The sequence below is a fragment of the Actinobacillus capsulatus DSM 19761 genome (assembly GCF_000374285.1).
Classification (GTDB): domain Bacteria; phylum Pseudomonadota; class Gammaproteobacteria; order Enterobacterales; family Pasteurellaceae; genus Actinobacillus; species Actinobacillus capsulatus.
Map to the genome: position 1 here is coordinate 1 of NZ_KB893936.1, position 26,821 is coordinate 26,821.

The 26,821-nt window shown below is 39.9% G+C and carries 25 protein-coding genes and 1 pseudogene; 17 read left to right on the forward strand and 9 right to left on the reverse strand.

Features of this window, described 5'->3' with window-relative positions:
* Both C228_RS15150 and C228_RS0105575 read right to left on the reverse strand, forming a co-directional pair.
* Complete coding sequence (locus C228_RS15150; RefSeq protein ID WP_155877781.1) at positions 1-495, reverse strand: helix-turn-helix domain-containing protein; 495 nt, start codon at positions 493-495, stop codon at positions 1-3.
* Between the two features lie 31 nt (positions 496-526).
* Entirely contained in the window at positions 527-1,285 is a 759-nt protein-coding gene (locus tag C228_RS0105575; protein WP_018651694.1) for a glycosyltransferase family 2 protein, read from the reverse strand.
* Positions 1,286-1,407: 122 nt separating this feature from the next.
* Between C228_RS0105575 and yhbY the strand changes: the two genes are divergently transcribed.
* The 12 genes from yhbY (at position 1,408) to lpxA (ending at position 13,049) form a co-directional block, all read left to right on the forward strand.
* A complete protein-coding gene (gene yhbY / locus C228_RS0105580; protein WP_005622694.1) occupies positions 1,408-1,725 on the forward strand; it encodes a ribosome assembly RNA-binding protein YhbY in 318 nt (105 codons plus the stop codon).
* Between the two features lie 87 nt (positions 1,726-1,812).
* Positions 1,813-2,517, forward strand: coding sequence for a phosphatase PAP2 family protein (locus C228_RS0105585; RefSeq protein ID WP_211214896.1), 705 nt, complete (start codon positions 1,813-1,815; stop codon positions 2,515-2,517).
* Between the two features lie 2 nt (positions 2,518-2,519).
* Entirely contained in the window at positions 2,520-3,437 is a 918-nt protein-coding gene (nagK, locus tag C228_RS0105590; protein ID WP_018651696.1) for an N-acetylglucosamine kinase, read from the forward strand.
* A 58-nt stretch (positions 3,438-3,495) separates the two neighbouring features.
* On the forward strand, positions 3,496-4,203 hold the full coding sequence (gene gloB / locus C228_RS0105595; protein WP_018651697.1) for a hydroxyacylglutathione hydrolase: 708 nt from the start codon (positions 3,496-3,498) through the stop codon (positions 4,201-4,203).
* A gap of 174 nt (positions 4,204-4,377) precedes the next feature.
* Positions 4,378-5,091, forward strand: coding sequence for a polyprenyl diphosphate synthase (gene uppS, locus C228_RS0105600; protein WP_026313207.1), 714 nt, complete (start codon positions 4,378-4,380; stop codon positions 5,089-5,091).
* Between the two features lie 20 nt (positions 5,092-5,111).
* Positions 5,112-5,981 (forward strand): phosphatidate cytidylyltransferase, encoded by an 870-nt coding sequence (locus tag C228_RS0105605; protein ID WP_018651699.1) that lies wholly within the window; start codon positions 5,112-5,114, stop codon positions 5,979-5,981.
* A 6-nt stretch (positions 5,982-5,987) separates the two neighbouring features.
* Positions 5,988-7,301: an RIP metalloprotease RseP gene (gene rseP / locus C228_RS0105610; RefSeq protein WP_018651700.1), complete on the forward strand. Its 1,314-nt coding sequence runs from the start codon at positions 5,988-5,990 to the stop codon at positions 7,299-7,301.
* Positions 7,302-7,363: 62 nt separating this feature from the next.
* Positions 7,364-9,745, forward strand: coding sequence for an outer membrane protein assembly factor BamA (bamA, locus tag C228_RS0105615; RefSeq protein WP_018651701.1), 2,382 nt, complete (start codon positions 7,364-7,366; stop codon positions 9,743-9,745).
* Between the two features lie 113 nt (positions 9,746-9,858).
* A complete protein-coding gene (locus tag C228_RS0105620; protein WP_018651702.1) occupies positions 9,859-10,635 on the forward strand; it encodes an OmpH/Skp family outer membrane protein in 777 nt (258 codons plus the stop codon).
* On the forward strand, positions 10,635-11,660 hold the full coding sequence (lpxD, locus tag C228_RS0105625; protein WP_018651703.1) for a UDP-3-O-(3-hydroxymyristoyl)glucosamine N-acyltransferase: 1,026 nt from the start codon (positions 10,635-10,637) through the stop codon (positions 11,658-11,660). Before C228_RS0105620 ends, lpxD begins: the two co-directional genes overlap by 1 nt.
* A 102-nt stretch (positions 11,661-11,762) precedes the next feature.
* Positions 11,763-12,227, forward strand: a complete 465-nt coding sequence (gene fabZ / locus C228_RS0105630; RefSeq protein ID WP_018651704.1) for a 3-hydroxyacyl-ACP dehydratase FabZ — start codon at positions 11,763-11,765, stop codon at positions 12,225-12,227.
* Between the two features lie 27 nt (positions 12,228-12,254).
* Positions 12,255-13,049, forward strand: a complete 795-nt coding sequence (gene lpxA / locus C228_RS0105635) for an acyl-ACP--UDP-N-acetylglucosamine O-acyltransferase (RefSeq protein WP_018651705.1) — start codon at positions 12,255-12,257, stop codon at positions 13,047-13,049.
* Positions 13,050-13,191: 142 nt separating this feature from the next.
* On the opposite strand, the gene glpK is transcribed toward lpxA, so the two are convergent.
* From glpK to C228_RS0105650, 3 genes are all read right to left on the reverse strand, one after another.
* On the reverse strand, positions 13,192-14,694 hold the full coding sequence (gene glpK / locus C228_RS0105640; protein ID WP_018651706.1) for a glycerol kinase GlpK: 1,503 nt from the start codon (positions 14,692-14,694) through the stop codon (positions 13,192-13,194).
* Positions 14,695-14,732: 38 nt separating this feature from the next.
* Positions 14,733-15,518: an MIP/aquaporin family protein gene (locus tag C228_RS0105645; RefSeq protein WP_018651707.1), complete on the reverse strand. Its 786-nt coding sequence runs from the start codon at positions 15,516-15,518 to the stop codon at positions 14,733-14,735.
* Positions 15,519-15,749: 231 nt separating this feature from the next.
* A complete protein-coding gene (locus C228_RS0105650) occupies positions 15,750-16,352 on the reverse strand; it encodes a curli polymerization inhibitor CsgI-related protein (protein WP_018651708.1) in 603 nt (200 codons plus the stop codon).
* A gap of 171 nt (positions 16,353-16,523) precedes the next feature.
* Here C228_RS0105650 and corC point away from each other — a divergent pair, with 171 nt between their 5' ends.
* The 5 genes and pseudogenes from corC to C228_RS13355 all read left to right on the forward strand — a co-directional run.
* A complete protein-coding gene (gene corC / locus C228_RS0105655) occupies positions 16,524-17,414 on the forward strand; it encodes a CNNM family magnesium/cobalt transport protein CorC (protein ID WP_018651709.1) in 891 nt (296 codons plus the stop codon).
* Positions 17,415-17,509: 95 nt separating this feature from the next.
* Complete coding sequence (gene lnt, locus C228_RS0105660; RefSeq protein WP_018651710.1) at positions 17,510-19,021, forward strand: apolipoprotein N-acyltransferase; 1,512 nt, start codon at positions 17,510-17,512, stop codon at positions 19,019-19,021.
* 152 nt (positions 19,022-19,173) lie between these two features.
* A complete protein-coding gene (locus C228_RS0105665) occupies positions 19,174-20,718 on the forward strand; it encodes a YjjI family glycine radical enzyme (protein ID WP_018651711.1) in 1,545 nt (514 codons plus the stop codon).
* Position 20,719: 1 nt separating this feature from the next.
* Positions 20,720-21,508, forward strand: coding sequence for a 4Fe-4S cluster-binding domain-containing protein (locus tag C228_RS0105670; RefSeq protein WP_026313208.1), 789 nt, complete (start codon positions 20,720-20,722; stop codon positions 21,506-21,508).
* A 32-nt stretch (positions 21,509-21,540) separates the two neighbouring features.
* Positions 21,541-22,105 (forward strand): annotated as a pseudogene (locus tag C228_RS13355) (Na+ dependent nucleoside transporter N-terminal domain-containing protein); the annotation flags it as partial.
* Here C228_RS13355 and C228_RS14790 read toward each other — a convergent pair.
* The 4 genes from C228_RS14790 to recB all read right to left on the reverse strand — a co-directional run bounded on the left by C228_RS14790 (position 21,988) and on the right by recB (position 26,809).
* Positions 21,988-22,416, reverse strand: a complete 429-nt coding sequence (locus C228_RS14790; RefSeq protein WP_245552751.1) for a HipA domain-containing protein — start codon at positions 22,414-22,416, stop codon at positions 21,988-21,990. The pseudogene C228_RS13355 and the gene C228_RS14790 overlap by 118 nt on opposite strands.
* Before the next feature lie 186 nt (positions 22,417-22,602).
* Complete coding sequence (locus C228_RS14795; RefSeq protein WP_018651715.1) at positions 22,603-22,839, reverse strand: HipA N-terminal domain-containing protein; 237 nt, start codon at positions 22,837-22,839, stop codon at positions 22,603-22,605.
* Between the two features lie 12 nt (positions 22,840-22,851).
* On the reverse strand, positions 22,852-23,076 hold the full coding sequence (locus C228_RS0105690; protein ID WP_018651716.1) for a helix-turn-helix domain-containing protein: 225 nt from the start codon (positions 23,074-23,076) through the stop codon (positions 22,852-22,854).
* Positions 23,077-23,200: 124 nt separating this feature from the next.
* Entirely contained in the window at positions 23,201-26,809 is a 3,609-nt protein-coding gene (gene recB / locus C228_RS0105695) for an exodeoxyribonuclease V subunit beta (protein WP_018651717.1), read from the reverse strand.
* Positions 26,810-26,821 lie beyond the last annotated feature (12 nt).

The window sequence follows — 26,821 nt, forward strand, 5'->3', positions numbered from 1 at the left end:
CTATGAATAATTGGTAGCTCTGTCCTCTTTCAGTTGCACTAACGTTTTCTTCAGCATATTTGCCACTAAAGCAAAATTAGGACGATGACCAATATGATAGGCAATAATCTCTCTATTCGCCAAATCCATCATAGGAGACAAATAGAGCTTTTCATCACCCACTATTTTACCACTTATGAAAATGCCTTCAGCTTGCAATTTAGCTCGAATCATCCGATAGCCATCTCGCCCATCATTTTCCTGATGAATAGCGAAAATGTTAGGTTGGCGAATAAGCCCATTGGGGCCGTATTTTTCAAAACGTTGCAACCACATAACAACAGAGGAATGCGAAGAGATGGAGAAATAATCTGCCACTTCCCTAACACCCATACGGTTATCTAAAACATGTTGAATGACATGAAACTTAAAAGAAGATGTGTAATGTTTACCCATAACAAAATCTGCACCTTTAATTAGTTGGTTGGTTTGTCCAACTTTTAGGGGGCAGCTCAACAAGCGGTCTTTTTTTCAAAATTTTTTGCTATTAGTTACGGGTTCGATTCCACAGGTCCGCATATTTAACAAATGTTGAATGCGCAGATAATACCGCTAACAGGAAACCTTGTTTACCGTCTAAAAAACCGGCTCTCAACAAGTACATTTTTACAAAACAACCTAAAGCGTGTATTACACCGTCTAATAAACTCGCTTTTTTACCCGCGTTCGCTCGTTGAATTGCCCACGCTTTTGCATAACTTGCCGATTTTACTAAATAGTGATAGATATCTTTATAGGTAAAATGCAGTAAATCGCCACTGAGTTTTTTCACTGTGGCATTTTTCGGATAATGCACTTTTTCATGTACCAATTCTTCACCATATTGAGCAAAATCGGGACGATACAAACGCACAACATAATCAGGATACCACCCCGAATGGCGAATTTGCTTGCCGAATACTTCGCTTAAACGGCTTACTTGATAGACGGTATTTTTTTCATCTTTTTCGACCGCTTGTAAAATGCTCTGTTTTAACTCAGGCGTTACACGCTCATCCGCATCCAGCCATAAAACATAATCGCATGTGACATATTGCTGGGCTAATTGGCGCTGTCTGCCAAAGCCTTGCCAGTCGGAGTTCACATATACTTTTGCACCGAAACTTTCGGCAATTTGTACCGTTTCATCATTACTACCGCTATCCAGCACAATAATTTCATTCACCCAACCTTGTACGGTCTCAAGGCATTTCGCTAAATCCTGAGCCTCATTCTTTACAATCATCGCAACACTTAACGTTGGCATAATCTGTCCTTTTCTAGTTTATTTTGTTTGTTGTTCGCTGCATTTTACTTTAAAATTCGCCCCTTTTGTGCTATTTTCTACACCAAATTTTATTCACAAACAAACCACAGGTTTAAAAAGCAATGTCTATTACATTAACAACAAAACAAAAACAATTTTTAAAAGGTTTAGCACACCATTTAAGTCCGGTTGTCATGCTTGGTGGTAACGGCTTAACGGAAGGTGTATTAGCTGAAATCGAAAACGCATTAGATCACCACGAATTAATCAAAGTAAAAATTTCAGGTGCGGAACGTGAAACAAAACAGTTAATCATCGATGCGATCGTGCGTGAAACAAAAGCAACTAACGTGCAAACTATCGGCCACGTTCTCGTTCTTTATCGCCAAAGCGAAGAGAAGAAAATCAGCTTACCAAAAGCAACGAAAGCAATTTCGTAATTTTTTAGCCAAATATGACCGCTTGTTAGCGGTCTTTTTTATAAGGAACTTTCCGTGATTAAAAAACTCTCGATTTTCACTTTTTTGATGTTACTTGTACCTCTATTCACTTGGGCGACAGGTTGGAAATGGACATTTGGAGGAATGGATTACCGTCTTTACGATCTTGATTTCTGGTTATTTTTCTTAACCGAAACGGGTTCAACTCCTTACGCATTGATTACCTGCGTACTCTTTATGCTTTGGCTAATGTGGCTCACTCGTAAACACCATGCGTGGTTTTTAGTCGGTTTTATTTGCGCCAGCTCTGTTGTCGGCACGCAAATCATCAAAGAAGGGGCGAAAGCGATGTTTAAAGAGCCTCGTCCATTTGTTACGGAAATGTTCCAAGCACAGACAGAACAATTTTACGCACTACCGGAAGAAGAACAGGCTCAAGCGGTGTTAACGCTTGCAGAAAAGACGCATCCGGCTGATGCTGATTTCGTTGCGGAACATCAAGCGGGCGAATTAGGTTATTCATTCCCTTCAGGTCATACCATTTTTGCCGTTTCTTGGTTATTAGTATTCGGCGGGTTGCTATTCGGTTTAAGCGGAAAAGCGGTCATTTTTGCCCAAATTTTTGCAATTTTATGGGCGGGTTTAATGCTCATCAGCCGCTTACGTTTAGGTATGCACTACCCTATTGATTTATTTGTCAGCACGTTAATTTCTTGGGTATTCCATATTATCGTGTTCGTTTGGGTGATTCCTTTCTTAGAAACTTTCAAAATCTTTCAAAAGCGAGGCTAATTATGGCTATTTATTACGGTTTAGATATCGGTGGAACAAAAATTGAGTTGGCGGCATTTAATGAACAACTTGAAAAACTGTATAGCGAACGAGTGCCGACGCCGCAAACCAATTATGAAGATTGGTTGAATACGGTTGAAACCTTGGTACGTAATGCTGATCACAAATTCGGCGAAAAAGGTTCTGTTGGTTTAGGCTTACCCGGCTTTGTAAATCGTGAAACCGGTATTGCGGAAATAACTAATATTCGAGTGGCTGACGGCAAAGCAATTTTAAAAGAGTTAAGCGAACGTTTAGGCCGTGAAGTACGAGCGGAAAACGATGCTAACTGTTTTGCGCTTTCGGAAGCCAGGGATCCGAATAACCAACAATTCTCAACCGTACTCGGTCTAATTATCGGTACCGGTTTTGGCGGCGGTTTTGTGTTTGACGGAAAAATTCATTCCGGCAGAATCGGCATGGCGGGTGAAGTCGGTCATATGCAGCTGAATTATCATGCTTTAAAACTATTAGGTTGGGATAATGCGCCGATTTATGAATGTGGTTGCGGTAACCGCGCTTGCTTAGATACTTACATTTCTGGTCGTGGCTTTGAGATGCTATTTAAAGATCTGGTTGGCGAAAATATATCGGCAAAAGAGATTATTGAGCGTTTCTATCAAAAAGAGCCGAAAATTGTCGAATTTGTGGATAAATACATCGAATTAATGGCAATCAGTATCAGTAACCTCATTACGATTCTTGATCCGGATATGATCGTATTCGGTGGCGGTTTATCTAATTTTGATCATATTTATGATGCTTTACCAAAAGCGCTTCCGCCTCATTTAATGCGTAGTGCGAAAGTACCGGTCTTCAAAAAAGCAATTCACGGTGACTCAGGCGGTACACGTGGTGCAGCGGCACTCTTCTTAAAATAATTCGTTTTTGATGAATACATGGGATTTCCCCATGTATTCTTTTATAGAGGAAAGTATTATGCTAAACATTACTCCGATCCCGGCACTCTCCGATAATTATATCTGGGTAATTCAAAAAGATAATGACGTGATTATTCTCGATCCGTCAGACGCTGCCCCCGTATTGGCATTTATTGCAAAAAATCAGCTAAATTTGACCGCTATTTTATTAACACATAATCACCACGATCACACCGACGGTATGCCGGAGTTGCTCTCGCATTATCCACAAGTACCGGTTTATGGGTCACAAGAAGTTGCTCAGTTTGCTAATCAGATTGTTCAACCTGAAGATCATTTTACTTTATTTGATTATGATGTCCGAGTGATTGAAAGTGCCGGTCATACCGCTCAGCATGTTAGCTATTTATTCGGGAATGAATATTTGTTCTGTGGTGATGCGTTATTCTCCGCCGGCTGCGGACGAGTCTTTACCGGTGATTATCAAGCACAATTTGATGCATTACAGCGTTTTAAAGCATTACCTGAATTTGTCGAAATATTCCCAGCGCATGAATACACATTAAGCAATCTAAAATTTGCAGAAGCGGTCTTACCGCCAAGTTGCGGACTGTTTAAAATTCAAGAACGAGCAGAAATTCTCCGTTCTCGTAACCAGCCAACTTTGCCGACCACTTTAGAAAGAGAATTACAAATTAATCCTTTCTTACAAGCGGTCAATTTAGATCAATTTATTACATTACGCCAACAGAAAGATAATTTCTAATTTCTTATAGTTCAGGAAGCATTTGCTTCCTGTCTATCTATTTTATTTATCCTGCAAACTTTTTAATTTTTATACTGTCAATTCTTCTGACGTCTATCTTAGAACGCCATCCTATGATATAGTTATCTTCATTTATGTAACCTATCGATTAACTTTCTAAAAGCGAGAACTTCTGTGAATTTTGATCCCCAAAAAATACCTCAACACGTTGCAATTATTATGGACGGCAACGGGCGTTGGGCAAAGCAACAAGGAAAATTACGCGTTTTTGGTCATCAAAATGGTGTAAAAGCGGTACGTTCTGCGGTACGTTTTGCAGCTAAACATGGGATTAAAGTCTTAACACTTTATGCCTTCAGCAGCGAGAACTGGAGCAGACCTGAAGCAGAAGTTTCAGCGTTAATGTCGCTCTTTATGCGAGCATTGGATTCCGAAGTTAAAAAACTACATAAAAATAATATTCGTTTAAAAATCATCGGTGATAAAAAAGGCTTTAGCGAAAGCTTGCAAAAACGAATTGCGGAATCTGAAGCATTAACTGCAGAGAATACCGGATTGACCTTAAATATTGCGGCAAATTACGGTGGATATTGGGATATCACCCAAGCAGCTCAGCAACTTGCTGTAAAAGTCAAATTAGGGGAAATCAGTATTTCTGATATTACGGCGGAACGTTTTCAGAATGCGTTAATAACCGGAGATCAGCCGCAAGTTGATCTATTGATCCGCACTAGCGGAGAACAGCGCATTAGTAACTTCTTGTTATGGCAAATTGCCTATGCCGAACTTTTTTTCAGCCCTGTTTTATGGCCTGATTTTAATGATGAATCTTTCAGCGAAGCTATTATCGCTTATCAACAACGTGATCGTCGTTTCGGCGGTTGCTAATAATTATAGGGATTTTATAAATGCTTAAGGAACGTGTACTTTCCGCTATCGTTATGATCATTGCGGTATTAGCAGCTATTTTTCTTCTTTCACCACTTCCGCTGACACTTGTGCTTGCAGCCGTAATTGCTGCCGCGATGTGGGAATGGGCTCAATTTGCCGGTTTAAAACGTTCATTACCGCGTGCGGTCGTCGCTTTTGTAACCGTTTGTTTGTTTATTCTATTAATTTTTGCAAATACCGATTACATCCGTGCGGCACGCTTCTTAACGGATGAAACTACGCCGTTATTGTTTATCTCTTGTATTTGGTGGTTTATCGCTTTCCTTTTAGTTGTAAGCTATCCTAAATCTGCAAACGTCTGGGCAAAATCGGTTATTGCCAAATTTAGCTTTGGCTTTTGTACTTTAGTTCCGTTCTTTATTGCAGCTCTTGCGCTACGTTTTAATAACTATGTGGTAAATGAGTTACAAGGGACGTATTTATTACTTTATGTTTGCTTATTAGTTTGGGGGGCAGACTCGGGTGCTTACTTCTTTGGTCGTGCGTTTGGGAAACGTAAATTGGCCCCTAAAGTTTCACCGGGGAAATCTTGGGAAGGTGCAATCGGTGGTTTAATTACCTCATGTGTCATTGCTTTCCTCTTCTTAGAACTTGCGCCGAACAATGTATTTGGACGTGAATTAGCGACGCTACCGTTTATTTTAGTTTCTGTTGCAACTGTTGCTATTTCAGTGTTAGGTGATCTTGCTGAAAGTATGTTTAAACGCCAAGCGAATATTAAAGACAGTAGTAATTTAATTCCGGGTCACGGTGGTATTTTAGATCGTATTGATAGCTTAACCGCTGCGATTCCGTTCTTTGCAACTTTCTTTTTCTTTGTACTCTAGGATGTTATGACTTCTGTTATTGCATTTTTTATCTTAATTTGCGTACTGGTTTTTGTACATGAATACGGTCACTTTTGGGCGGCGCGTAAATGTGGCGTAAAAGTGATTCGTTTTTCTATCGGTTTTGGCAAAGTGCTATTCAAGAGAACCGATAAACAAGGAACAGAATTTGCCTTTTCACTGATTCCGCTCGGTGGCTATGTGCAAATGTATAACGGTGAAAGTGAATATCAAGCGCCTAAAGAGCAGATGTTAGAAAGTAAATCTGTTTTACAACGTGCGTTTATTATCGTTGCCGGCCCTATGGCGAATTTTGTCTTTGCGATCATGGCTTACTGGTTAGTCTTTAGCTACGGTATACCAACACTAAAACCGGTTATTGGGCAAGTTTTGCCAGACACGATTGCCGCTCAAGCTAAACTACCGACAGAATTTGAATTAAAACGAGTTGCCGAGCAAAATGTCCAAGATTGGGAAGAAGCAACACTTGCGCTCATTGGCTCAGTCGGTAAAAAATCGGTTGAAATTGAAGGCTCGTTAATTGATGAAGATAGATTGCAACGTTTCCAATTAGATCTCTCAAACTGGCATGTCGATGGTACGAAAGAAAATCCGTTAACTACTTTAGGCATTCGCACCAAAAGTAGTATTGTAAAACCGGAAATCAAACAGGTAGCTGAAAACTCTCCTGCACAAAAAGCTGGGCTAAATACCGGAGATAAAATCTTACAGGTTAACCAACAACCTTTTGATTGGTTGGATTTAGTAAAACAAGTTCAAACCGGAAATACACTTGTGTTAACCGTTGAACAAAATGGTAATGTCAAGCAACTGGTGTTACAACCGGAGAAGAAAGACGAGCGCTATTTAATTGGTATTATACCAAGCTACGAGTCGCTTGCGGATAAGTATCGAATAGAATTAAAGTATGATATTCTTAGTGCTTTCTGGAAAAGTTTGGAGAAAGTCGCGGGTTTAGTGAAAACTATCTTGCAATTTATTGGTAATTTAATTACCGGTGAGCTTTCTTTAAAAAATATGGGTGGTCCTATTTCTATGGCAAAAGGTGCTGGGGCCACTGCTGAAATTGGTTGGATCTATTATGTGAGTTTTATGGCATTGATTAGTGCTAATTTAGGCGTAATGAATCTTTTTCCAATTCTACCGCTTGATGGTGGACAACTCATTTTACTTGCGGGTGAAGCGGTAAGAGGCAAGCCAATACCCTCAGTGATTCAAATGCGATTCCAACAATTAGGCATTGTATTTGTTCTTGGCTTAATGGCTTTTGCCTTTATAAATGATCTTATTCATTTTTAATTCATAGGTTATAAGCGGTCATTTCCGCTCATAATTTTGCAAACATTTATAGGATAATTTCAATGAAAAAATTATTACTTTCTTCTCTTTTACTGGCGAATGGTGTTGTAGCGGCACCTTTCGTTGTAAAAGATATTCGTGTAGATGGCGTTCAGCCTGAAACTGGGCAAGCTATTATTTCTAGCCTTCCCGTTAAGGTAGGCCAAACCGCAACTGATAACGATGTAGCTAATGTGGTAAGACAACTTTTCGTACAAAATCGATTTGAAGATGTGCGTGCAACTCGCGAAGGTAACACCTTAGTGATTAAAGTTGCGGAGCGCCCTTTAATTAACAGTGTAGATATTGAAGGTAATAGTGCAATTCCTAAAGATCCGCTACAAGATAACTTAAAAGCCAACCTTATCAGTAAAGGCGAAGTTTTTGATGCTGCAAAACTAGAAGGCTTCAAACAAGGCTTATTAGAACATTACCATTCTATCGGTCGTTATGAAGCGAAAATCGACACGACAACGACTCGTGCTGAAAACGGTGGAGTAAATGTAAAATTAAACATTACTGAAGGTGATGTTGCCTATGTGAAAAATATTAAATTTGAAGGCAACCAAGCTTTTAGCTCAAAAGAATTAACCAAACGCTTAGATATTCAACCTGACGTTTCATGGTGGAATATTTTTGAAAGCAGTAAATTCGAGCAACAAGCGTACAATAAAGATTTAGAAACCTTACGTGATTTCTATATGGATCGTGGCTATGCGCAATTCGCATTACAAGATACAGCGGTAAACTTCAACGATAAAAAAACGGAAGTTGATTTAGTTTATACGATTCGTGAAGGTGCTCAATACAATATCAGCGAAATTCGTATCATCGGTGACACAGCTAAATTAGATAATGAACTTAACGCATTATTAAAAGATTTTACACCAGGTCAATTATTCCGTAAGAGTGAATTAGCGGCAATCGAAGAAGGTATCAAACAAGTTTTAGGTGATCACGGTTACGGTTCAGCTAAAGTAGATTTATACCCGAAATTTAACGAACAAGATCGTACCGTACAAATTAACTTCGTAGTTGATGCGGGTCGCCGTATCTATGTGCGTAAGATTCGCTTCGAAGGTAATGACGTAACGGCAGACTCAACTCTACGTCGTGAAATGCGTCAGCAAGAAGGTGCCTGGTTATCTACAAGTGCGGTGGCATTAGGTAAATCTCGTTTAGAGCGTACTGGTTTCTATGAAACGGTCGATATGACGATGCCAAGCGTTCAAAACACTGATGACCAAGTGGATGTTGTTTATAAAATAAAAGAACGTAATACCGGTTCGATTAACTTCGGTATCGGTTATGGTACGGAAAGCGGTATTAGCTACCAAGCAGGTATTAAACAAGATAACTTCTTAGGTATGGGTTCAACCATAAGTTTAAGCGGTACACGTAATAACTACGGTACTAGTGTGAACTTAGGTTATACTGAACCATACTTCACAAAAGACGGAGTGAGTTTAGGTGGTAACATATTCTATGAGGATTACGATAACTCAGATAGTAATACTTCTGCGTCATATAAACGTAAAACTTACGGTATTAACGGTACATTAGGTTTCCCTGTAGATGAAAACAATTCATACTACTTAGGCCTAGGTTATACTCACGACAAATTAAGTAATGTAGAACGTGAATTTACCCGTGAAAAATATGTGAAATCAATGAATTTCCCGATCATACAAGGAAACAATTTATATCCACGTATTAAAGCGGATGATTTTGATTTCTCATTTGGTTGGAACTATAACAGTCTAAACCGCGGTTATTTCCCAACACAAGGTACCGTTGCAAACCTAGGCGGTAAAGTAACTATTCCGGGTTCGGATAATAAATACTATCGTTTAAATGCAGACTTTAGAAATTACTATCCGCTTAACCGTGAACATAAATGGGTAATTTCAACCAAAGTTGGTGCTGCATTCACGAATGGTTTTGGCGGTAAAAAAGTACCGTTCTACCAATTATACTCTGCCGGTGGTATTGGTTCGTTACGTGGTTTCGCATACGGTGCAGTTGGTCCTAAAGCAATTTACTACTCTGCAAAAAACAATGCATTTACGTCTGCAAGTGACGACGTAGTTGGCGGTAACGCAATGACTACGGCAAGTTTAGAGCTAATTACGCCAACTCCGTTTGTCAGTGAAAAATACCAACACAATGTGCGTACTTCATTATTCGTAGATGCGGCAAGTGTATGGAATACGAAATGGAAGAAATCAGCATACCCTACGTTGCCTGATTATAAAGATTATAAACGCGTACGTGCTTCAGCTGGTATTGCGTTCCAATGGCAGTCACCGATTGGTCCTTTATCATTCTCTTATGCTAAACCAATCAAGAAATATTCAGGTGATGAAATTGAGCAATTCCAATTTAGCATCGGTAGCTCGTTCTAATATATAAAATAGGCAGTCGGATTTTGTAACTTTTTTACAAATTTTGCGACAAATCCTACCGCTTATTTAGTACTTAATCGGTTATGATTAATAAAAATATAAAGGATATTTAAATGAAAAAATTATTCAATATCGCTGCAGTAACCGCGGCATTAACGACAGCAGGTCTTGCACAAGCAAGTGATACAATTGGTTTTGTTGATCCGAATTATCTATTACAAAATCATCCGGTTGCAATTGATGCCGCACAAAAATTTGAAAAATTCATGAAAGAAGGCAGAGATAAATTTGCCGATGAAGACAAAAAATTAGCAGATGAAAACAAAGCCTTAACTGCTGAAAGAGACAAATTAGAAAGCGATGCTAAAAATTTACAAGCAGAACAATCAAAAGTAGAAGCGTCTCTTAAGAAAAAATCTGCGGCATTAGAAAAAGATGCGCCGCGTTTACGTTCAAGAGAAATTCAAGCACGTCAAAATGCAATTGAAGCAGAATATAAAGCATTCCAAAACAAAGTTGCTGCAATCCAAAAACGTGAAGCAGAATTTGGTAAAAAAGCGGAAGCATTCCAGAAAAAAGCAGACGCTTTCCAAGAAAAATTAAATAAAGCACAGCAAGAAGCTGGCGGTATAGATCCACAAATTGTGCAAAAACAAGTGGTAGAAGAAATCAATACTACGATTAAAGAGGTCGCGAAATCTAAAGGTTATACTTTAGTATTCCCGCCTTCAGTTGCACTTTATGCGGAAGATGAAAGTAAAGACATTACTGAAAAAGTATTGGATGCATTAAAAGCAAAACATCCGAACATTAAAATTGAACAACCGGCAACAAAAGCAAACGAAGCTAAACCTGCTAGCGAAACTAAACCAGAAGAAGCGAAAAAATAATGGCTAATTTCCGTTTAATTGAATTGGCGGAGCAAATCGGCGGTACTCTAAAGGGTAACGCCGATTTGGCTATTTCTAGCATCGCCGCATTAGATAAAGCGAATTCATCACAAATTACATTTATTTCTAATGCCAAATATCGTCCTCAATTAGCTCAGTCTCAAGCAGGTGCGATTATTGTCAGCGAAGCGGATGTGGAATTTTGTGCGGAATCTCAAAATTTAATTATTGTTAAGAATCCTTATCTTGCTTATGCATTACTTGCACAATATATGGATTCAACCCCTAAAGCTGCAAACCAAATTTCATCCCATGCAGTTATTTCACCGGACGCTAAATTAGGCAATAATGTTTCGGTCGGCGCAAATGCCATTATCGAAAGCGGCGTAGAATTGGGCGATGATGTGATTATCGGCGTGGGTTGTTTTGTTGGTAAAAATACCAAAATCGGTGCGCGTACCCAATTATGGGCAAACGTATCGGTATATCATAATGTCCAAATCGGTACCGATTGTTTAATTCAATCCTCTGCGGTTATTGGCTCTGATGGTTTCGGCTATGCAAACGATAAAGGTCAGTGGATCAAAATTCCACAAACCGGCGGGGTAATTATCGGTAACCGTGTTGAAATTGGTGCTTGTACTTGCATTGACCGAGGTGCATTAGATCCTACGGTAATTGAAGATAACGTGATTATCGACAACCTATGCCAAATTGCGCATAATGTACATATCGGTTTTGGCACAGCAGTAGCTGGCGGTGTGATTATGGCGGGCAGTTTAAAAGTCGGTCGCTTCTGCCAAATTGGTGGAGCAAGCGTAATCAACGGTCATATGGAAATCTGTGACGGTGCAATTATTACCGGTATGAGTATGGTGATGAAACCAATTACTGAAAAAGGTATTTACTCATCGGGTATTCCAGCGCAAACCAATAAAGAATGGCGTAAAACTGCTGCTCTTACGATGAACCTTGATGAAATGAACAAACGTTTGAAAGCGCTTGAAAAGCATTTCGCACAGTAGTGAATAATTGACTTTCAAGAGTTATGGGCGTTTTTGAAGCGTCCATCGCTCTTTTGAAGTTTTAGTTAAATTTTTTAATTTCCTTATTATGAGGTCAAGTAAATGACAATTGAAGTACAAGAAAATAGAGAACCTAAAGTAATTGAAGTTACCGAAATCATGAATATGTTACCACACCGTTACCCATTCCTACTTGTTGATCGTGTGACCGACTATGAAGAAGGCAAATGGTTAAAAGCGGTTAAAAACGTTACAGTAAATGAACCTTGCTTTACCGGTCATTTCCCAGCAAATCCTATTTTCCCAGGTGTACTTATTCTTGAAGCCATGGCACAAGCAACAGGCGTATTAGCGGTTGCAACACACGGCAAAATGAATTCAGATGAACTTTATTACTTTGCAGCGATCGATAATGCTCGCTTCAAACGTCCGGTCGTGCCTGGTGACCAACTTGTACTTGAAGTTGAATTTTTAAAAGAAATGCGCGGTATTACTAAATTCACTGGCAAAGCTTATGTTGAAGGCAAACTTGCTTGTGAAGCTGACTTAATGTGTGCTCGTAAATAATTTCCTCCCCGTAGCAAAGGAGACGCTATGCGATTAATTGATTCTACTGCCAAAATTAGCCCGTTAGCAGTTATTGAAGAAGGGGCTCAAATTGGTGCTCACGTTGAAATTGGCTCATTTTGTGTTATCGGTAAAAATGTAAAAATCGGTGCCAAGACTATCATTCATTCACACGTTGTGATTAATGGTCACACTGAAATCGGTGAACAAAACCAAATTTTCCAATTTGCGAGTATTGGTGAAATCAACCAAGATTTAAAATATCAAGGTGAACCGACTAAAGTGATTATCGGTAACCGTAACCGTATTCGTGAAAGCGTGACCATTCACCGAGGCACAGTACAAGGCGGTGGAATCACTCGTATCGGTGATGAAAACCTATTTATGATTAATACTCATATCGCGCATGACTGTACAATTGGTAATCGTTGTATTATCGCAAACAATGGTACACTTGCCGGTCATGTAACGTTAGATGATTTCGTTATCGTCGGTGGTATGTCTGCGATTCACCAATTTGTTGTTATTGGTTCACACGTTATGTTAGGCGGAGGCTCAATGGTAAGCCAAGACGTTCCTCCATACGTAATGGCGCAAGGTAACCACGCTCAACCGTTCGGTGTAAATCTAGAAGGCTTAAAACGTCGTGGTTTTGACAAACCGGCAATGCACGCAATCCGTAACGTTTATAAATTAATTTACCGTAGCGGTAAAACGATTGAAGAAGCCATTCCGGAAATCGAGCAATTTGCTGAAAATGAACCTTCAGTAAAATTATTCCTTGAATTCTTCAAACGCTCTACGCGTGGTATTATTCGCTAAGCGCTCAAATGATAATTGTGATCACAAAAAACGACCTTGATTAAGGTCGTTTCTTATGTGTCTAGATGATATATCTATAAATAAACAAGCGGTCCAATTTACAAAATTTTTTTGCAAATCGGGCCGCTTAACTCATACTCTTTTACACTTCTTCTTCCCATTCAAGCGCACGCTTCACAGCTTTTTTCCATCCTGCATAACGTCGAGTACGTTTAGCTTCATCGGAATCAGGAATAAAAGTACGTTCAATTGAAGCTTTACCTCGTAATTCCTGTAAATCTTTCCAAAAGCCTACCGCAAGCCCTGCTAGATATGCCGCACCAAGTGCAGTCACCTCACGCACAACCGGACGTTCAACATTCGCATTCAGAATATCTGCTTGGAATTGCATTAAGAAATTATTGGCAACTGCGCCGCCATCTACTCTTAATGTCGCCAAATGTTTACCACTATCGGACTGCATCGCATCGAGTACGTCTCGAGTTTGATATGCAATCGATTCTAATGTAGCACGCACGATATGGTTACGATTCGCACCACGAGAAAGCCCTAATATCGCACCTCGAGCATACGGGTCCCAATATGGCGCACCTAATCCGGTAAATGCCGGTACGACATAAACCCCATTCGTACTTTCCACTTTAGTTGCGAAATATTCCGAGTCTTTACTGTCATGAATAATTTTTAACTCATCACGTAACCATTGAATTGATGCACCACCCATAAAAATAGAACCTTCCAGCGCATAGCATGGTTCACCTTTTGCATTACACGCAATGGTAGTGACTAAACCGTTTTTAGACTCAACTGCTTCATCTCCAGTATTCATCAACATAAAACAGCCGGTACCATAAGTGTTTTTCGCTTGTCCTGCTTCCACACATAAATGACCATAAAGCGCCGCCTGTTGGTCACCCGCCATACCGGCTACCGGAATACGCACACCACCTTTACCACCGATATTGGTTTCACCGTAAATTTCTGATGAATTTTTCACTTCAGGTAACATAGAACGAGGAATATCAAGTAATTCCAACATTTTATCGTCCCATTGCTTAGTGTGGATATTAAATAACATGGTACGAGAAGCATTGGTATAATCGGTAACATGCGTACGACCTTGGGTTAATTTCCAAACTAACCAAGTGTCTACCGTACCAAACAATAATTCACCTCGTTCAGCTTTCTCTCTTGCACCTTCAACATTATCTAAAATCCATTTTACTTTTGTACCTGAAAAATATGGGTCAACCACTAAACCGATTGTTTTACGAATATAAGCCTCATGCCCGTCCGCTTTTAATTTTGCGCAAGTATCTGCAGTACGGCGACATTGCCAAACAATCGCATTATAGACCGGTTTGCCGGTTTCTTTTTCCCATACAATTGTGGTTTCACGTTGGTTTGTGATACCGATTGCTGCAATTTTATCGGACGTAATCCCTGCTTTTGCCACCACTTCATTTAACGTAGAACTTTGCGTTGCCCAAATTTCCATAGGATTATGCTCTACCCAACCCGGCTGAGGATAAATCTGAGTAAATTCACGTTGTGCCACTTCAACAATGTTCGCATTTTTATCTAATAACACGGCACGAGAACTTGTAGTACCTTGGTCCAATGCAATAATGTATTCTTTAGTCATAGTAATCACCTTAATAGCTTTTTAATAAAGATGTGAATTTATTTTTCGCAGTTACACGGTAAGTTTTTACCAATAAAACGGCGGTAACCCCACGCACCAATCAACCCACCGACAAATGGTGCAATAAGAGGAACAAGGAAATAAGGAATATCACGTGCACCGGTAAGTGCCACATCTCCCCAACCCGCAAAGAATGCAAACACTTTCGGACCAAAATCACGAGCTGGATTCATCGCAAAACCGGTAAGCGGACCAAATGCACCACCAATTGCGGCAATTAATAAACCAATTAATAATGGCGCTATTGAACCTTTTGGTACGCCGTTGCCATCATCAGTTAAAGCCAAAATTAATGCGACCAATGCCATAGTAATCACAGCTTCCACACAAAATGCTTGCAATACACTGATATGTTCATGAGGATAAGTAGAAAAAACGCTGGCAAAGCCTACGCTTTCGCCACGTATAATATTCTTTGCTGCCTCCGCTGCAGAAAAGAGATCTTTATATAAGAAATAGACTAAGGCAGCCGCTGTAAATGCGCCTAAAAATTGAGAAACAATATAAGGAAGCACTTTTTTACCGTCAAAACACGCAAACTTCCAAAGTGCAACAGTTACTGCCGGATTAAGATGAGCTCCGGATACACCGGCTGTCGTATAAACGGCAAGTGCCACCCCAACACCCCACATAATCGCAATTTCCCATAAACCAAATGTTGCACCGGCTAATTGCGCTGCAGCAACACACCCCACACCGAAAAAGATAATCAGCCCCGTTCCAATAAATTCAGCAATACAGGCACCTTTTAACGATCTTTCCATATCGTCCCCCTTATGGACATATTAAACGGAATAATGATATAAACATATAAAATGTTTGAAAACGCAAACGTTTTCGTAGCGCACTATATAAAAACGAACTTTTTTCGCAAACGAGAAAGTGTAAATTTGTGACATTAAGCACATTTTTGTTATAAAAATGTGATGCACTTCAAATTTTTTATAAAAAAAGCCCCAGCATTTCTGCTGAGGCTTGAGCTTTATCCATAAAGACTATTGTTGTTTTTTAGCCCATGCTAAGAAACGTTTTTGTGTTTCTTTATCCGCTTTTTTGAATAAAATTTGTAGTTGTTCTTCTTTCACATTGGCGGTTTCAATCACCATTTGACCTTTTGATTCTAAAGCTGCATTAGCAAAATTTGATACCGAAGCAACCGCTTTACTTGCGTTATATTTAGCAAGATTATCTTCAACACGAGAATTTGGTGCAAAGCCTTCACCTTTTAATAAGTCACGCTTATACGTAATTTCTTTGCCTGATACGGTCTCTATTTTGAAATTAAGCTCTTTCTTAAACTTATCCACAGCAAAATTTGAAGTAAATTTTGGTGTCACGATTTTTGTATCTTCATCTGTACCGTTAAATGTAAGAATGACTGGATCAATTGAGAAATAACTACCGTCAACAATATCGCTTACACTCACAACCACCTGATGCACTTTACTATCAATTGATAATCCTACCGTGCCTTTCGCCACTTTCTGACCATCAAATGCCAATAACTCTACACTGTCCGATGCAGTCAAAGTACCGGCAATAGAAAATGAACTGACCGCCAGTGTTGCAACCGCAACTGCAATCTTCGCTAATTTCATTAAGAAGCTCCTTAAAATTGAATCAATATGAGAAATTCTCGTCTTATGCTATGCTAATTTAAACAAAATAGAAATAATTTTATTATCAAATACCTTAATTTATGATAATTTTCAGCCTTGCTCTCGCCTTTGCTAAAGGCGGAGAACTTTTATTTTTTAAGAGAATATACAATGAGTGATGAACAGCAAAGCGTGAATTCGCAAGATAAAAAATCGTTTTTACATTCTATTTTTAGTGGTTTATTTCAATCCGAGCCTAAAAATCGTGAAGATTTAGTCGAAGTTATTCGCGATTCGGTTGAAAATGAACTGATTGATAGCGATACCAAAGAAATGATTGAAGGGGTAATGGAAATATCCGAACTTCGTGTGCGTGATATTATGATTCCTCGCCCGCAAATTGTTTATATTGATGCCAGTTTACCGCTTGAAGCCTGCGTGGATCTGATTATTGAATCCGCTCACTCACGTTTTCCCGTAATACTAGATGATGGAAAAGATACTGTACAAGGTATTTTACTGGCAAAAGATTTGCTTAAATACCTACGTTCCGACTCCGAACCGTTTAATATGCAAGCTATCTTGCGCCCAGCGGTTATTGTGCCGGAAAGTAAACGCGTTGACCGTATGTTAAAAGAATTCCGTTCGGAACGCTTCCATATGGCAATTGTTGTGGACGAATTTGGTGCGATATCGGGCTTAGTCACGATTGAAGATATTCTCGAACAAATTGTCGGCGATATTGAAGACGAATTTGATGAAGAAGAAATCGAGCCGATTCGTCAGCTCTCTCGTCATACCTATGCAGTATCGGCACTGACTGATATTGAAAAATTCAACGAAACCTTTGCGACCGAATTTACCGATGAAGAAGTGGATACGGTGGGCGGTTTAGTGATGCAAGCATTTGGGCATCTCCCTCAGCGAGGTGAACAAATTCAATTAGAAGGTATTGATTTTAAAGTTACTTCTGCCGATAGCCGCCGTCTGATTCAATTACGCGTTACCGTACCGGATGAACAGCTGGAAAAAATGGAACAGCCGATCACCAACGAAGAATAATAAACAAAGCATAATATATAGGTGAGGTTTTATCCTCACCTTTTATTTGCGTTATTTCGAAGAATCTTTCTCTATTACTTAATTAGCTATCTCAAATGAAATTTGTAAAAAATCCATCAATTTTAACCGCTTGTTTACTTGCTGCTGTTCTCGGCGGCATAGGTACACTCGCCTATTCCCCTTTTGATATTTGGGGGCTCATCCACCTTTCTGCCGCCGGCTTAGTTTGGGCAGCGACACTCCCACAGCGTAAAACAGCTCTCTGGGCAACCTTTGCTTGGTCACTCAGCTGTTTTTGTGTCGGGGTAAATTGGGTATACGTCAGTATGACTCAATTCGGCGGCGTACCGCTTGTAGTAAGCTATATCGCGGTGTTTTTATTGGCTTGCTATCTCACCATTTATAATTTGCTGTTCAGCTACATTACCCAACGTTTCCAAATTCGCAATCCTTTTGCACTTGCAGCGATTTTTACCTTTACTGAATATCTGCGTGGCGTCGTCTTTACCGGTTTTCCTTGGCTGCAATTCGGTTATACGCAAATTGACAGCCCGTTTGCTGGTATTGCACCACTGTTCGGCGTTGAGGGATTAACATTCTTTGTGATGGTTGTAAGCGGTTACCTTGTGCTATTGGTAAAAAAATCTGCAAAAACGACCGCTTCTCTTGCTATCTTAGCAGTACTATGCGGATTAGCATTCGCAACTAAATTTATTCCGTTTGTACAAATTGATGAGCAAAAACAGCCACTTAGCATAAGTCTTGTACAAGGCAATATTGAGCAAAAGATGAAATGGGATCCAGCACATTTCGATTATACGTTACAAACCTATCAGCGTTTAATTAGTCCGTTATTGGGTAAAAGTGATGTGATTGTATTGCCTGAATCAGCTATTCCAGCATTAGAAACGCAAATTTATCCGCTACTTAGCCAACTTCAACAAGTTGCTGCAGAAAAAGGTAGTGAAGTAATCATTGGTACACTCTACCAAAACGAAAGCGAGCAGCTATTTAATAGTGCGGTGGTGTTAGGTAATCAATTGCAACCTTATGATTTGCATAATAGCGCACGTTACAACAAACATCATTTAGTGCCTTTCGGTGAATATGTGCCTTTCGGCTCAGTATTGGATTGGATGCGTGATGTGTTTATTCTGCCAATTAACTTATCGCAAGGCGAATTCGTGCAACAACCTCTTTTCGCTAAAAAGCGTAAATTTAATATGGCGATTTGCTATGAGGTAATTTTCGGTCACCAAATGCAACAAAACCAACAAGCACAGCAATCAGATTATTTATTAACCATTACCAATGATGCTTGGTTTGGTGCCTCTATCGGCCCTTGGCAACATTTCCAAATGGCAAGAATGCGCGCACTCGAATTAGGCAAGCCGCTACTCCGTGCGGCAAACACCGGGATTACAGCGGTTATCGGTGCTAAAGGCGAGATTATCGAACAGATTCCACAATTTGAAGCGAATGTACTGACCACACAAATTCAGCCAATCAAAGGCGAAACCCTATTCGCTAAAACAGGTAGCTGGCTGATTTATGCACTAAGCTTATTTTGTCTAATCTTGTCTTTTGCAAAATTTAGAAAGAAATAGACCGCTTGTTTGTTGAAGAAAGCACCAAAAACCAGTCATTTTTGGTGCTTTTGTTTTTTTCGAAATCGAAAATTGAGATCTATTTCACAGTCTTTTTTTGAGCAAATCCGTACAATATAGCCCAAATCTCCTGATTCACTTGAGGCTATAATATGCAATCTTCATTACAAGATATTTTAGATACGGTTAAATCAAATTCACTTACCTATCACCAAAAATTAATGCTCCTCGGAAACATTGCCGAACGTCTGTTTAATCCTACCGAATTGTTGGGTTACACCGAAGAAGAATGGCAATATATCGAAAACCAAATGATCTGCGATCTTAATGAAGGTTATGCCATTTATCGTCCTCGTTACATTTTGCCGGATTATAATGTTTATATCCAAAAAGGCTGTAAATTTTTAGATTTGCCGCCGCCAACCAATCTTGATGAAGCATTAGACGGTTTACTGATTATCTATTCTCACGTGCCGTCTATTACCACCTACCCGGTTTATATCGGTCGCTTAGATGTATTACTTGATCCGTTCATTACCGATGAAGAACAAGACTATATCAAGATCAAACGTTTCTTAAATCATATTGATAAAACCGTACCGGATTCTTTCTGTCACGCGAATGTCGGCCCTTATGACACCAAAGCCGGTCGCTTGATCCTTAAAGCGGTGATTGAGCTTGAGAATCCGGCCCCAAATATGAGTATTCGTTATGACAAAAGCAAAACCTCTCGTGAATTTGCCGAGTTAGCGGCAAAAGCTTGCTTATTAGTTTCTAAACCGTCTTTTGCTAACGATGCTTATTATATTTCCGACTTAGGCGAGGACTACGGTATCGCAAGCTGTTACAACGCCTTACCGGAATGTGGTGGTGCTTATACCCTAACTCGCTTACGTTTAGGGACTATCGGTCGTGCCTGTAACAGCGTAGATGAAATGGTTAACGAGTTGCTGCCGAAAGTAGCCAAGCTTGCCCTTTCAACGATGGATAAACGTCATAAATTCCTTGTGGAAGAAAGTAATTTCTTTGAAACCGACTTTCTTGTGAAAGAAAGCTTTATTAAACGCACGAATTTCACCAGTATGATTGCAATTGTCGGTTTAGCCGATGCGACAAATCATCTCTTACAAAAAGAAGGCTTAAACGAAACCTTCGGCCAAAGTAAACGAGGCGACAAAATTGCAACCTTAATTATGGATAAGTTGAAAGAAATCAACGATGCACATCAAGGCTTATATGTAGAACGCACCAATAACCAATACTTATTACACGCACAAGTTGGAGCAAGTAATCACGCCGAAGATAAAATGAATACGCCGGCGCACCGTATCCGTGTCGGTGAAGAGCCAACCTTATTGGCGCATTTAAAACAATCGGCGCCATTCCACAAATATTTCCCGTCAGGAACTGGCGACTTATTTGCGTTTGACCAAACCTACACAGACCATTTGGATGCAGTGGTCGATATTATTGACGGTTCATTTGCCAATGGTTATCGCTACATCACGACGTATCTCAAAAATACCGATTTAATTCGTGTAACCGGTTATTTAGTTAAGAAAAGTGAGGTAGAACGCTATCGTAAAGGTGAGGCGGTGCTACGTGATACCACTTGGTACGGCGCAGGTACGGATGATTGTGCCAAAGTCTTTGACCGCCAATTACGCGATAAAGAAAACGTTAGCGCAAATGAATAAGATGCCGGCGTTATCCGATATTCTGGTGCCGTTACACCGCATTATTCCGTTCTCGAATGTAGAAGGACAGGGTAATCGCACCAGTATTTTCCTACAAGGTTGCAAACTCAATTGCCTGTATTGCCATAATCCGGAAACCATTCCTCATCATACGCCGGAAGCAAAACAAGTCAGTTTGCAATACTTATATGAGCAAGTGATGGATGCGGTTCCGTTTATTCGAGGCGTAACAGTTTCCGGTGGTGAGCCCACCATCCATCACAAAAAATTAGTACCATTATTTGAAACACTTAAACAGCAAAGGCTGACCTGTTATTTAGATAGTAGCGGCTTTTTTGATTATGAAACGATTGAGCCGTTAATTCAGGTTACTGATAAATTTTTATTTGATCTAAAAGGTGATGGCGAAGGCTTACAGACACTCTGCTTTGATCGCAAAAATCAGCAAGGAAAAGTGCCGGAACAAATCATTCCAACAATAAATCATATCAAACCGGAAAACCTGCAACGTAATTTGCAAAATTTAGCCAAATTATTACCGCTTGATAAGGTGGAAGAAGTCAGATTGGTTTATGTAAATAACTTTTTTGATGCCAAAGCACTAATTAAAAAAGTCGCCGTACTGCTCGCTGATTATCCTGATGTACTGCTAAAAATTATTCGAGTACATACCAAAGGCGCACGGGATGAAGAAGGGCTTAAACCGTTTATTCCGACCATTGAACAAACAGAGGAATTAGCCGCTTTTACGAAAGCGTGCGGTATAACCAAGATTGTCACGATTTATTAATTTAACTTTTTATTTTTTATGAGGTGTTTAGTATGAGTACATTAATGAGTGTTATCGGTATCTTCGTGTTACTGGCAATAGGCTTACTCTTTTCCAATAACCGGCGCGCCATCAACTTCCGAACCGTATTTGGCGCATTAGCCATTCAAATCTGTTTTGCTGCGCTTATCTTATATGTTCCCGCCGGTCGCAATGCGTTATTAGCTGCGGCAAACTGTATCAGTAACGTTATCAATTACGGTAATGACGGTATTGCTTTTGTCTTCGGTAACTTAACCGATCCAAGTAATTTAGGCTTTATTTTTGCGGTAAAAGTATTACCGGTAATCATTTTCTTCTCTGCGTTAATTTCTGTGTTGTATTACATCGGTGTAATGCAATGGGTGATCAAAATTTTAGGTGGCGGCTTACAAAAAGCGCTTGGTACATCATACATCTAAAGCGGAATCCATGTCTGTACTGGCAAATATCTTTGTGGGTCAAACAGAAGCACCGTTAGTGGTTAAACCGTTTATCAACAAAATGACTGATTCTGAATTATTTGCGATTATGTGTGGTGGTACAGCGTCGATCGCAGGTTCAGTGATGGCGGGATTTGGAGAATGTAATTTACGATCAAACCGTTCTACAACCAATACTCGCACATCCCTGACCTCTAATAAATTTACATTTGCGGTTGGTAAACCGAAGGCGGCACATAAACGTAAACAAATTAATTCGTTATCTACACTTTGAGACAGGTCTAATTGATATTTAGGTGTTTGTATTTTGCCTATTGGTAATTTAATAATATGTGTCGTTGGGGTTAATCCGTGGGGTAATTGCCAGCGTTCGTTATACCATAATAATGCTGTCTTTTCTTGAACGCCTGCGATAGAAATTCGAAAATCTTGGGCTTCATCTAACATACCAAGCGGTACATTTTGCCGATAACCTAATAATAACGAATGAAGCTCATTTTCGTTTAATTCCGTTGCATGAATAACTTTATAGTTGGGAATTTCTGTATTTTCATCTAATAGGGTTATTGCTCCGGTTGCATCTCGCCCAATCTTAGCTAATAATTCAAAAGGTTGCTGTGTTTCAGCTTGGAATCAAGCAACTATTCTAGCTCTCACTTGAGGGTGATCAGGTAATAAGTTATCAAAAAAATTAATCACTTCTTTACCTTGATAAACTTCCCTTCTTAATGGCATAGAAAGAGAAATAGGTCTAACATTTGGAGATAAAAACCACTCATCCGCATAACGAAATAAATGCGAACCAGACATAGTACGCTCAAAAAATCCGACTAATTCCCCATTCATTAACACACATAAACGCTTTACCATTCATCGCTCCCATTAAACATATTCTTTATGCTTTTCTTCTAAATGGATTTCTAAACCAAGAGAATGAGCTATTTTAAATAGTGTTTCTATTGTGACTTTATCCGGCTGACTTTCGAACGTAGAAATCGTTGCTTGTCGCAAGCCGACTCGTTGGGCAATCATTTTTTGTGACTGTTTCTGTTGCTTACGAATATCGCGTAAATAAACGGCTAAACTATTAGGATCATTGATTAGCATAACGCCTCCTTTTATACGGACAACAGTATATATAAAATTTAATACGCCATAAAGTATATTTTTAGAATTATACTGAGTAAAGTATGAAAAAGGCTACCAACCGGTAGCCCTTTTTTCTGTGTCATTAGCCGAATATTTCATCCATGCCTTCAATTAATTGCTTGCAAGGCTTTTCGAAAAATACACCGCTATTCGGTGTGCCGTTCATTCCTCGTAAGAATAAATATGCCACGCCACCGAAATCACGCTCATACTCATACTGATCACCCAAACGTACTCGTAAATAGCGATGTAGCGCTAGCGTATAAAGCAGATATTGCAGATCATAGCGATATTGTCCGATCGTTTTTTCCAAATTTTGTCGGCTATAGTCTTGTGCTAAATAGCCTAAGAAATTAGACTTATAATCGATCAGATAAAATTTACCGTGCATTTGCACGATACAATCAACAAAACCACGGATATAGCCTTCCAGCTGAGGTAAATTCAATTCAGGTAATTTTGCCGAAACCGCATTGTATTGCTTTAACAATTGATTTAGCTTGCGTAATCCGTCCGAATTTTTTAAGCGTAAATAAAACTGCCATTCGTTCAAACGTTTTGTCATCGGAACATCTTTTAGCGCAAATTCCGCCTCACTAAACGGCGTTGCAAGCACCTTTTCGAACCATTGTTGTAATGGTTCGTGCCAATTTTCATCTAAACCCAACTGCTCGCAAATGGTAAGGATTTGCTCAAAATCGACCGCTTGTTGGAAATCATTGTGTTCAAAGAAACTATGTAAAACATTCCCAACCTTTGTGCTATGAGGAAATTGATAAGACGAATAGGCATTTGTTTCTTCATTTTCCAAGGCAAAAAGATTGTCCGTTTCGGGAGCAAGCACCTGTTGCTGGTCATAATCTTGTCCTGCATTCCCAAATGCTTTCGGCATACTATATTCCGTATAATGTTGCATCGCCCATTCATGCTGCTGGTGTAATGCACTGAAGCTAGTCACTAGTCCCATCTGCTGAATCTGCCCAGAAAAATGACAAGCGGATAAAGTCTCAGACACAAACGGAGCCGGTCGCCATTCATCGTTTGCAATTTTTTCGTCTAATTTAACCGCTTGGCAATCAATTCCTTTTTGTTGCAAATAGTCCAACGTACTCGTTTCAGCTTTATAACTTTTATCTAAACCGACCTCGCCATTGCTAAGCAAATAATGCACAGCATTCCAACCATCTTCAAAACGTTGCGGCAGAATCAGATTAAGTTGTGATTCCGCTCGCGTGACCGCCACATAAAGCAAACGAAGATCTTCAGCTAATTCTTCCCGATCTAGTAATGCTTGTACTTCCTCCGACGGTTTACCAAAATACCAATGCGCTTGCCCCTGTTCATCATGGTAGATAGCCAAATTGCTTGCTTTAGCACCTTGATTTTTTTTACCGATAAACGGTAACCAAACGATTGGATATTGCAAACCTTTTGAGCCATGAATAGTTACAATTTTTATCAGTTCTTCTTCACTTTCTAAGCGTAAAATATGCTCTTCCGTACTATCCGTTTTTGCCAATTGACGTTCATACCAACGCACTAACGCCGATTCATTTTCTAAGCTCGGCATGGCACTTTGTAGTAATTCCGTTAAATGCAATAAATCCGTTAATCGGCGATCACTATCGCGTGAATTGGCACGTAAACGCTCAATAATTCCTTCTTGCATAAACAACCTATGCAGCATCGGTAAAACACCCTGTTGTTGCCAAATTTGCTGATAGGCGATAAAACGTCCGACCTGTTCATCCCACTGTAATTCGCTATTTTTAAGTTGATGAATCTCCGTTGCCGAAAGCCCCCAAAGAGTTGTGCCTAACGCACTGAGTAAATGGCTTTGATGATACGGATTTAAGCAGGCATACAGCACCCACAACAATTCTTTGGCGGTTTCCGACTGATAGACGCTTTCTTTTTCCGATAAAAATACCGAACGAATGCCCAGTTCGGCTAATGCGCTTTTTACTAATGTGGCTTGCGAGTGGCTACGCACCAAAATCGCAATATCTTTTGCCTGAAACGCATTAATTTCTTCCGTAGCATTGGTAAATTTTAAGCCAAATTCCCCTGCTTCCATTTGTTTAAGCTGCTGCTGAATTTGGTAGGCACACTGCTTCGCCGCTAATTTCTCATCAAATCTTGCTTGTAGATAACAATTTACATAGTCGGCGCCGATTAATTCAGCTTCGCTCTTTTTCGCCTTAACCGAGTGAAACTGAATACCTTGATACAAGAAAGGACTGTTTTCAGCAGCTGTCGGAAACTCAAATAAACGATTGGTTGCGCTCACAATTGGCGGCAGTGAACGCCAGTTTTGGGCTAACGTACGTTTTTGTTGCGCCTGTTGAGAAGCGGTCAAATAAGTGAAAATATCCGCACCTCGGAATTTATAGATTGACTGTTTTGGGTCGCCGATCATAATAAATCCGTGATTCGTATGCGTTTCTTGCATAAAAATCTTGTGGAAGATTTCATATTGCTCTTTGTCGGTATCTTGGAACTCATCGATCATCGCGAACGGGAATTGCGCTCGAATTTGTGCGGCTAATGCTGCTCCTCTCTCACCTTTTAAGGCTTGATTAAGAAAGCTGAGCATATCGTTAAAACTTTTTTCACTATGCGTCGCTTTATAATCTGCTAGCTTTGTTCTCAGTGCGAGTAAGAATTGGTAGAGCAATAACGGCTTTTGTTTATTCGCAAACTGCTGTTGATAAGCGGTCAAAATTTGCTGATTTTTTGCAAAATGCGGATGAACTAACGGTTCTACGCCCTCTTCCGCTTTTTCGTTTATAAAATCCTGACAGAAACGCTCAAACTGTTCTTCCGGCAAATAGGAAAGCAAGCTTGCCGCCCATTCGTCCACGGAAGCACGCCATTTTTCTAAGTAACGAGCTTGGTAAGAACGGCGATTAAGTGCTTTTTTCTCGCCGGTTTTATATTTTTTCGCTAATTCGGTTTCAATTAAGCGATTGATTTCTTCTCCGTGTGCTAACCAATGCTGTTTAGCTTCCACTAAAAAACGCTGCAAGGCAGCCAAATGAGAAGCGAGATCGCCATTCAACCAGTGTTGTTCATCCGACAATGACGGCAATTCGGCAGACACAAAGGCACGAATTGCCGCAAAAGCATTGTCCGGTGTACCGAGATATTCCGCCACCGCTGCCGTTTCAGTCAGCGCCATCGGATAGAACATTTCACGCCAAACTTCTTCACTTAAACGGCGTAACAAATCACTCTCGTCCGGCTGCAAATCGCTGTCAAAACGCATACCCGAATCAAACGCAAATTGAAACAACATCTTTTGGCAAAAACTGTGAATGGTAAAAATGCTGGCTAAATCGATCTCGCGTTCGGCAATACGTAAACGTAGAATCGCCTCTTCCACACTTTCAATCTGCTGACCTAATTGGAAGAAGAAATCATTGGCATCATAGGATTTTTCCGCATCGTACTCTTGTAAAAAAGTACAACAAGCTTTGATGTTTTTACGAATACGATCACGTAATTCTTCAGTTGCCGCTTTAGTAAAGGTTACCACCAAGATCTGCTCAACCGTTAAAGGCGCACAACCAATTCCTAGTAGCAAACGCAAATATAAATTCGCCATGGTAAAGGTTTTGCCGGTACCGGCGGACGCTTCAATTAATGCGGTACAATTTAACGGCAGTTCAATCGGAGAAAGGGTTTTCATGACTTCACTCAA

Excerpts from the sequence above, each read along its gene's own strand:
- C228_RS0105575 (WP_018651694.1), bottom strand. The coding sequence starts at position 1,285 with ATGCCAACGTTAAGTGTTGCGATGATTGTAAAGAATGAGGCTCAGGAT.
- yhbY (WP_005622694.1), top strand. The coding sequence starts at position 1,408 with ATGTCTATTACATTAACAACAAAACAAAAACAATTTTTAAAAGGTTTA.
- C228_RS0105585 (WP_211214896.1), top strand. The coding sequence starts at position 1,813 with ATGTTACTTGTACCTCTATTCACTTGGGCGACAGGTTGGAAATGGACA.
- nagK (WP_018651696.1), top strand. The coding sequence starts at position 2,520 with ATGGCTATTTATTACGGTTTAGATATCGGTGGAACAAAAATTGAGTTG.
- gloB (WP_018651697.1), top strand. The coding sequence starts at position 3,496 with ATGCTAAACATTACTCCGATCCCGGCACTCTCCGATAATTATATCTGG.
- C228_RS0105605 (WP_018651699.1), top strand. The coding sequence starts at position 5,112 with ATGCTTAAGGAACGTGTACTTTCCGCTATCGTTATGATCATTGCGGTA.
- rseP (WP_018651700.1), top strand. The coding sequence starts at position 5,988 with ATGACTTCTGTTATTGCATTTTTTATCTTAATTTGCGTACTGGTTTTT.
- bamA (WP_018651701.1), top strand. The coding sequence starts at position 7,364 with ATGAAAAAATTATTACTTTCTTCTCTTTTACTGGCGAATGGTGTTGTA.
- C228_RS0105620 (WP_018651702.1), top strand. The coding sequence starts at position 9,859 with ATGAAAAAATTATTCAATATCGCTGCAGTAACCGCGGCATTAACGACA.
- lpxD (WP_018651703.1), top strand. The coding sequence starts at position 10,635 with ATGGCTAATTTCCGTTTAATTGAATTGGCGGAGCAAATCGGCGGTACT.
- fabZ (WP_018651704.1), top strand. The coding sequence starts at position 11,763 with ATGACAATTGAAGTACAAGAAAATAGAGAACCTAAAGTAATTGAAGTT.
- lpxA (WP_018651705.1), top strand. The coding sequence starts at position 12,255 with ATGCGATTAATTGATTCTACTGCCAAAATTAGCCCGTTAGCAGTTATT.
- glpK (WP_018651706.1), bottom strand. The coding sequence starts at position 14,694 with ATGACTAAAGAATACATTATTGCATTGGACCAAGGTACTACAAGTTCT.
- C228_RS0105645 (WP_018651707.1), bottom strand. The coding sequence starts at position 15,518 with ATGGAAAGATCGTTAAAAGGTGCCTGTATTGCTGAATTTATTGGAACG.
- C228_RS0105650 (WP_018651708.1), bottom strand. The coding sequence starts at position 16,352 with ATGAAATTAGCGAAGATTGCAGTTGCGGTTGCAACACTGGCGGTCAGT.
- corC (WP_018651709.1), top strand. The coding sequence starts at position 16,524 with ATGAGTGATGAACAGCAAAGCGTGAATTCGCAAGATAAAAAATCGTTT.
- lnt (WP_018651710.1), top strand. The coding sequence starts at position 17,510 with ATGAAATTTGTAAAAAATCCATCAATTTTAACCGCTTGTTTACTTGCT.
- C228_RS0105665 (WP_018651711.1), top strand. The coding sequence starts at position 19,174 with ATGCAATCTTCATTACAAGATATTTTAGATACGGTTAAATCAAATTCA.
- C228_RS0105670 (WP_026313208.1), top strand. The coding sequence starts at position 20,720 with ATGCCGGCGTTATCCGATATTCTGGTGCCGTTACACCGCATTATTCCG.
- C228_RS14790 (WP_245552751.1), bottom strand. The coding sequence starts at position 22,416 with ATGTTAGATGAAGCCCAAGATTTTCGAATTTCTATCGCAGGCGTTCAA.
- C228_RS14795 (WP_018651715.1), bottom strand. The coding sequence starts at position 22,839 with ATGGTAAAGCGTTTATGTGTGTTAATGAATGGGGAATTAGTCGGATTT.
- C228_RS0105690 (WP_018651716.1), bottom strand. The coding sequence starts at position 23,076 with ATGCTAATCAATGATCCTAATAGTTTAGCCGTTTATTTACGCGATATT.
- recB (WP_018651717.1), bottom strand. The coding sequence starts at position 26,809 with ATGAAAACCCTTTCTCCGATTGAACTGCCGTTAAATTGTACCGCATTA.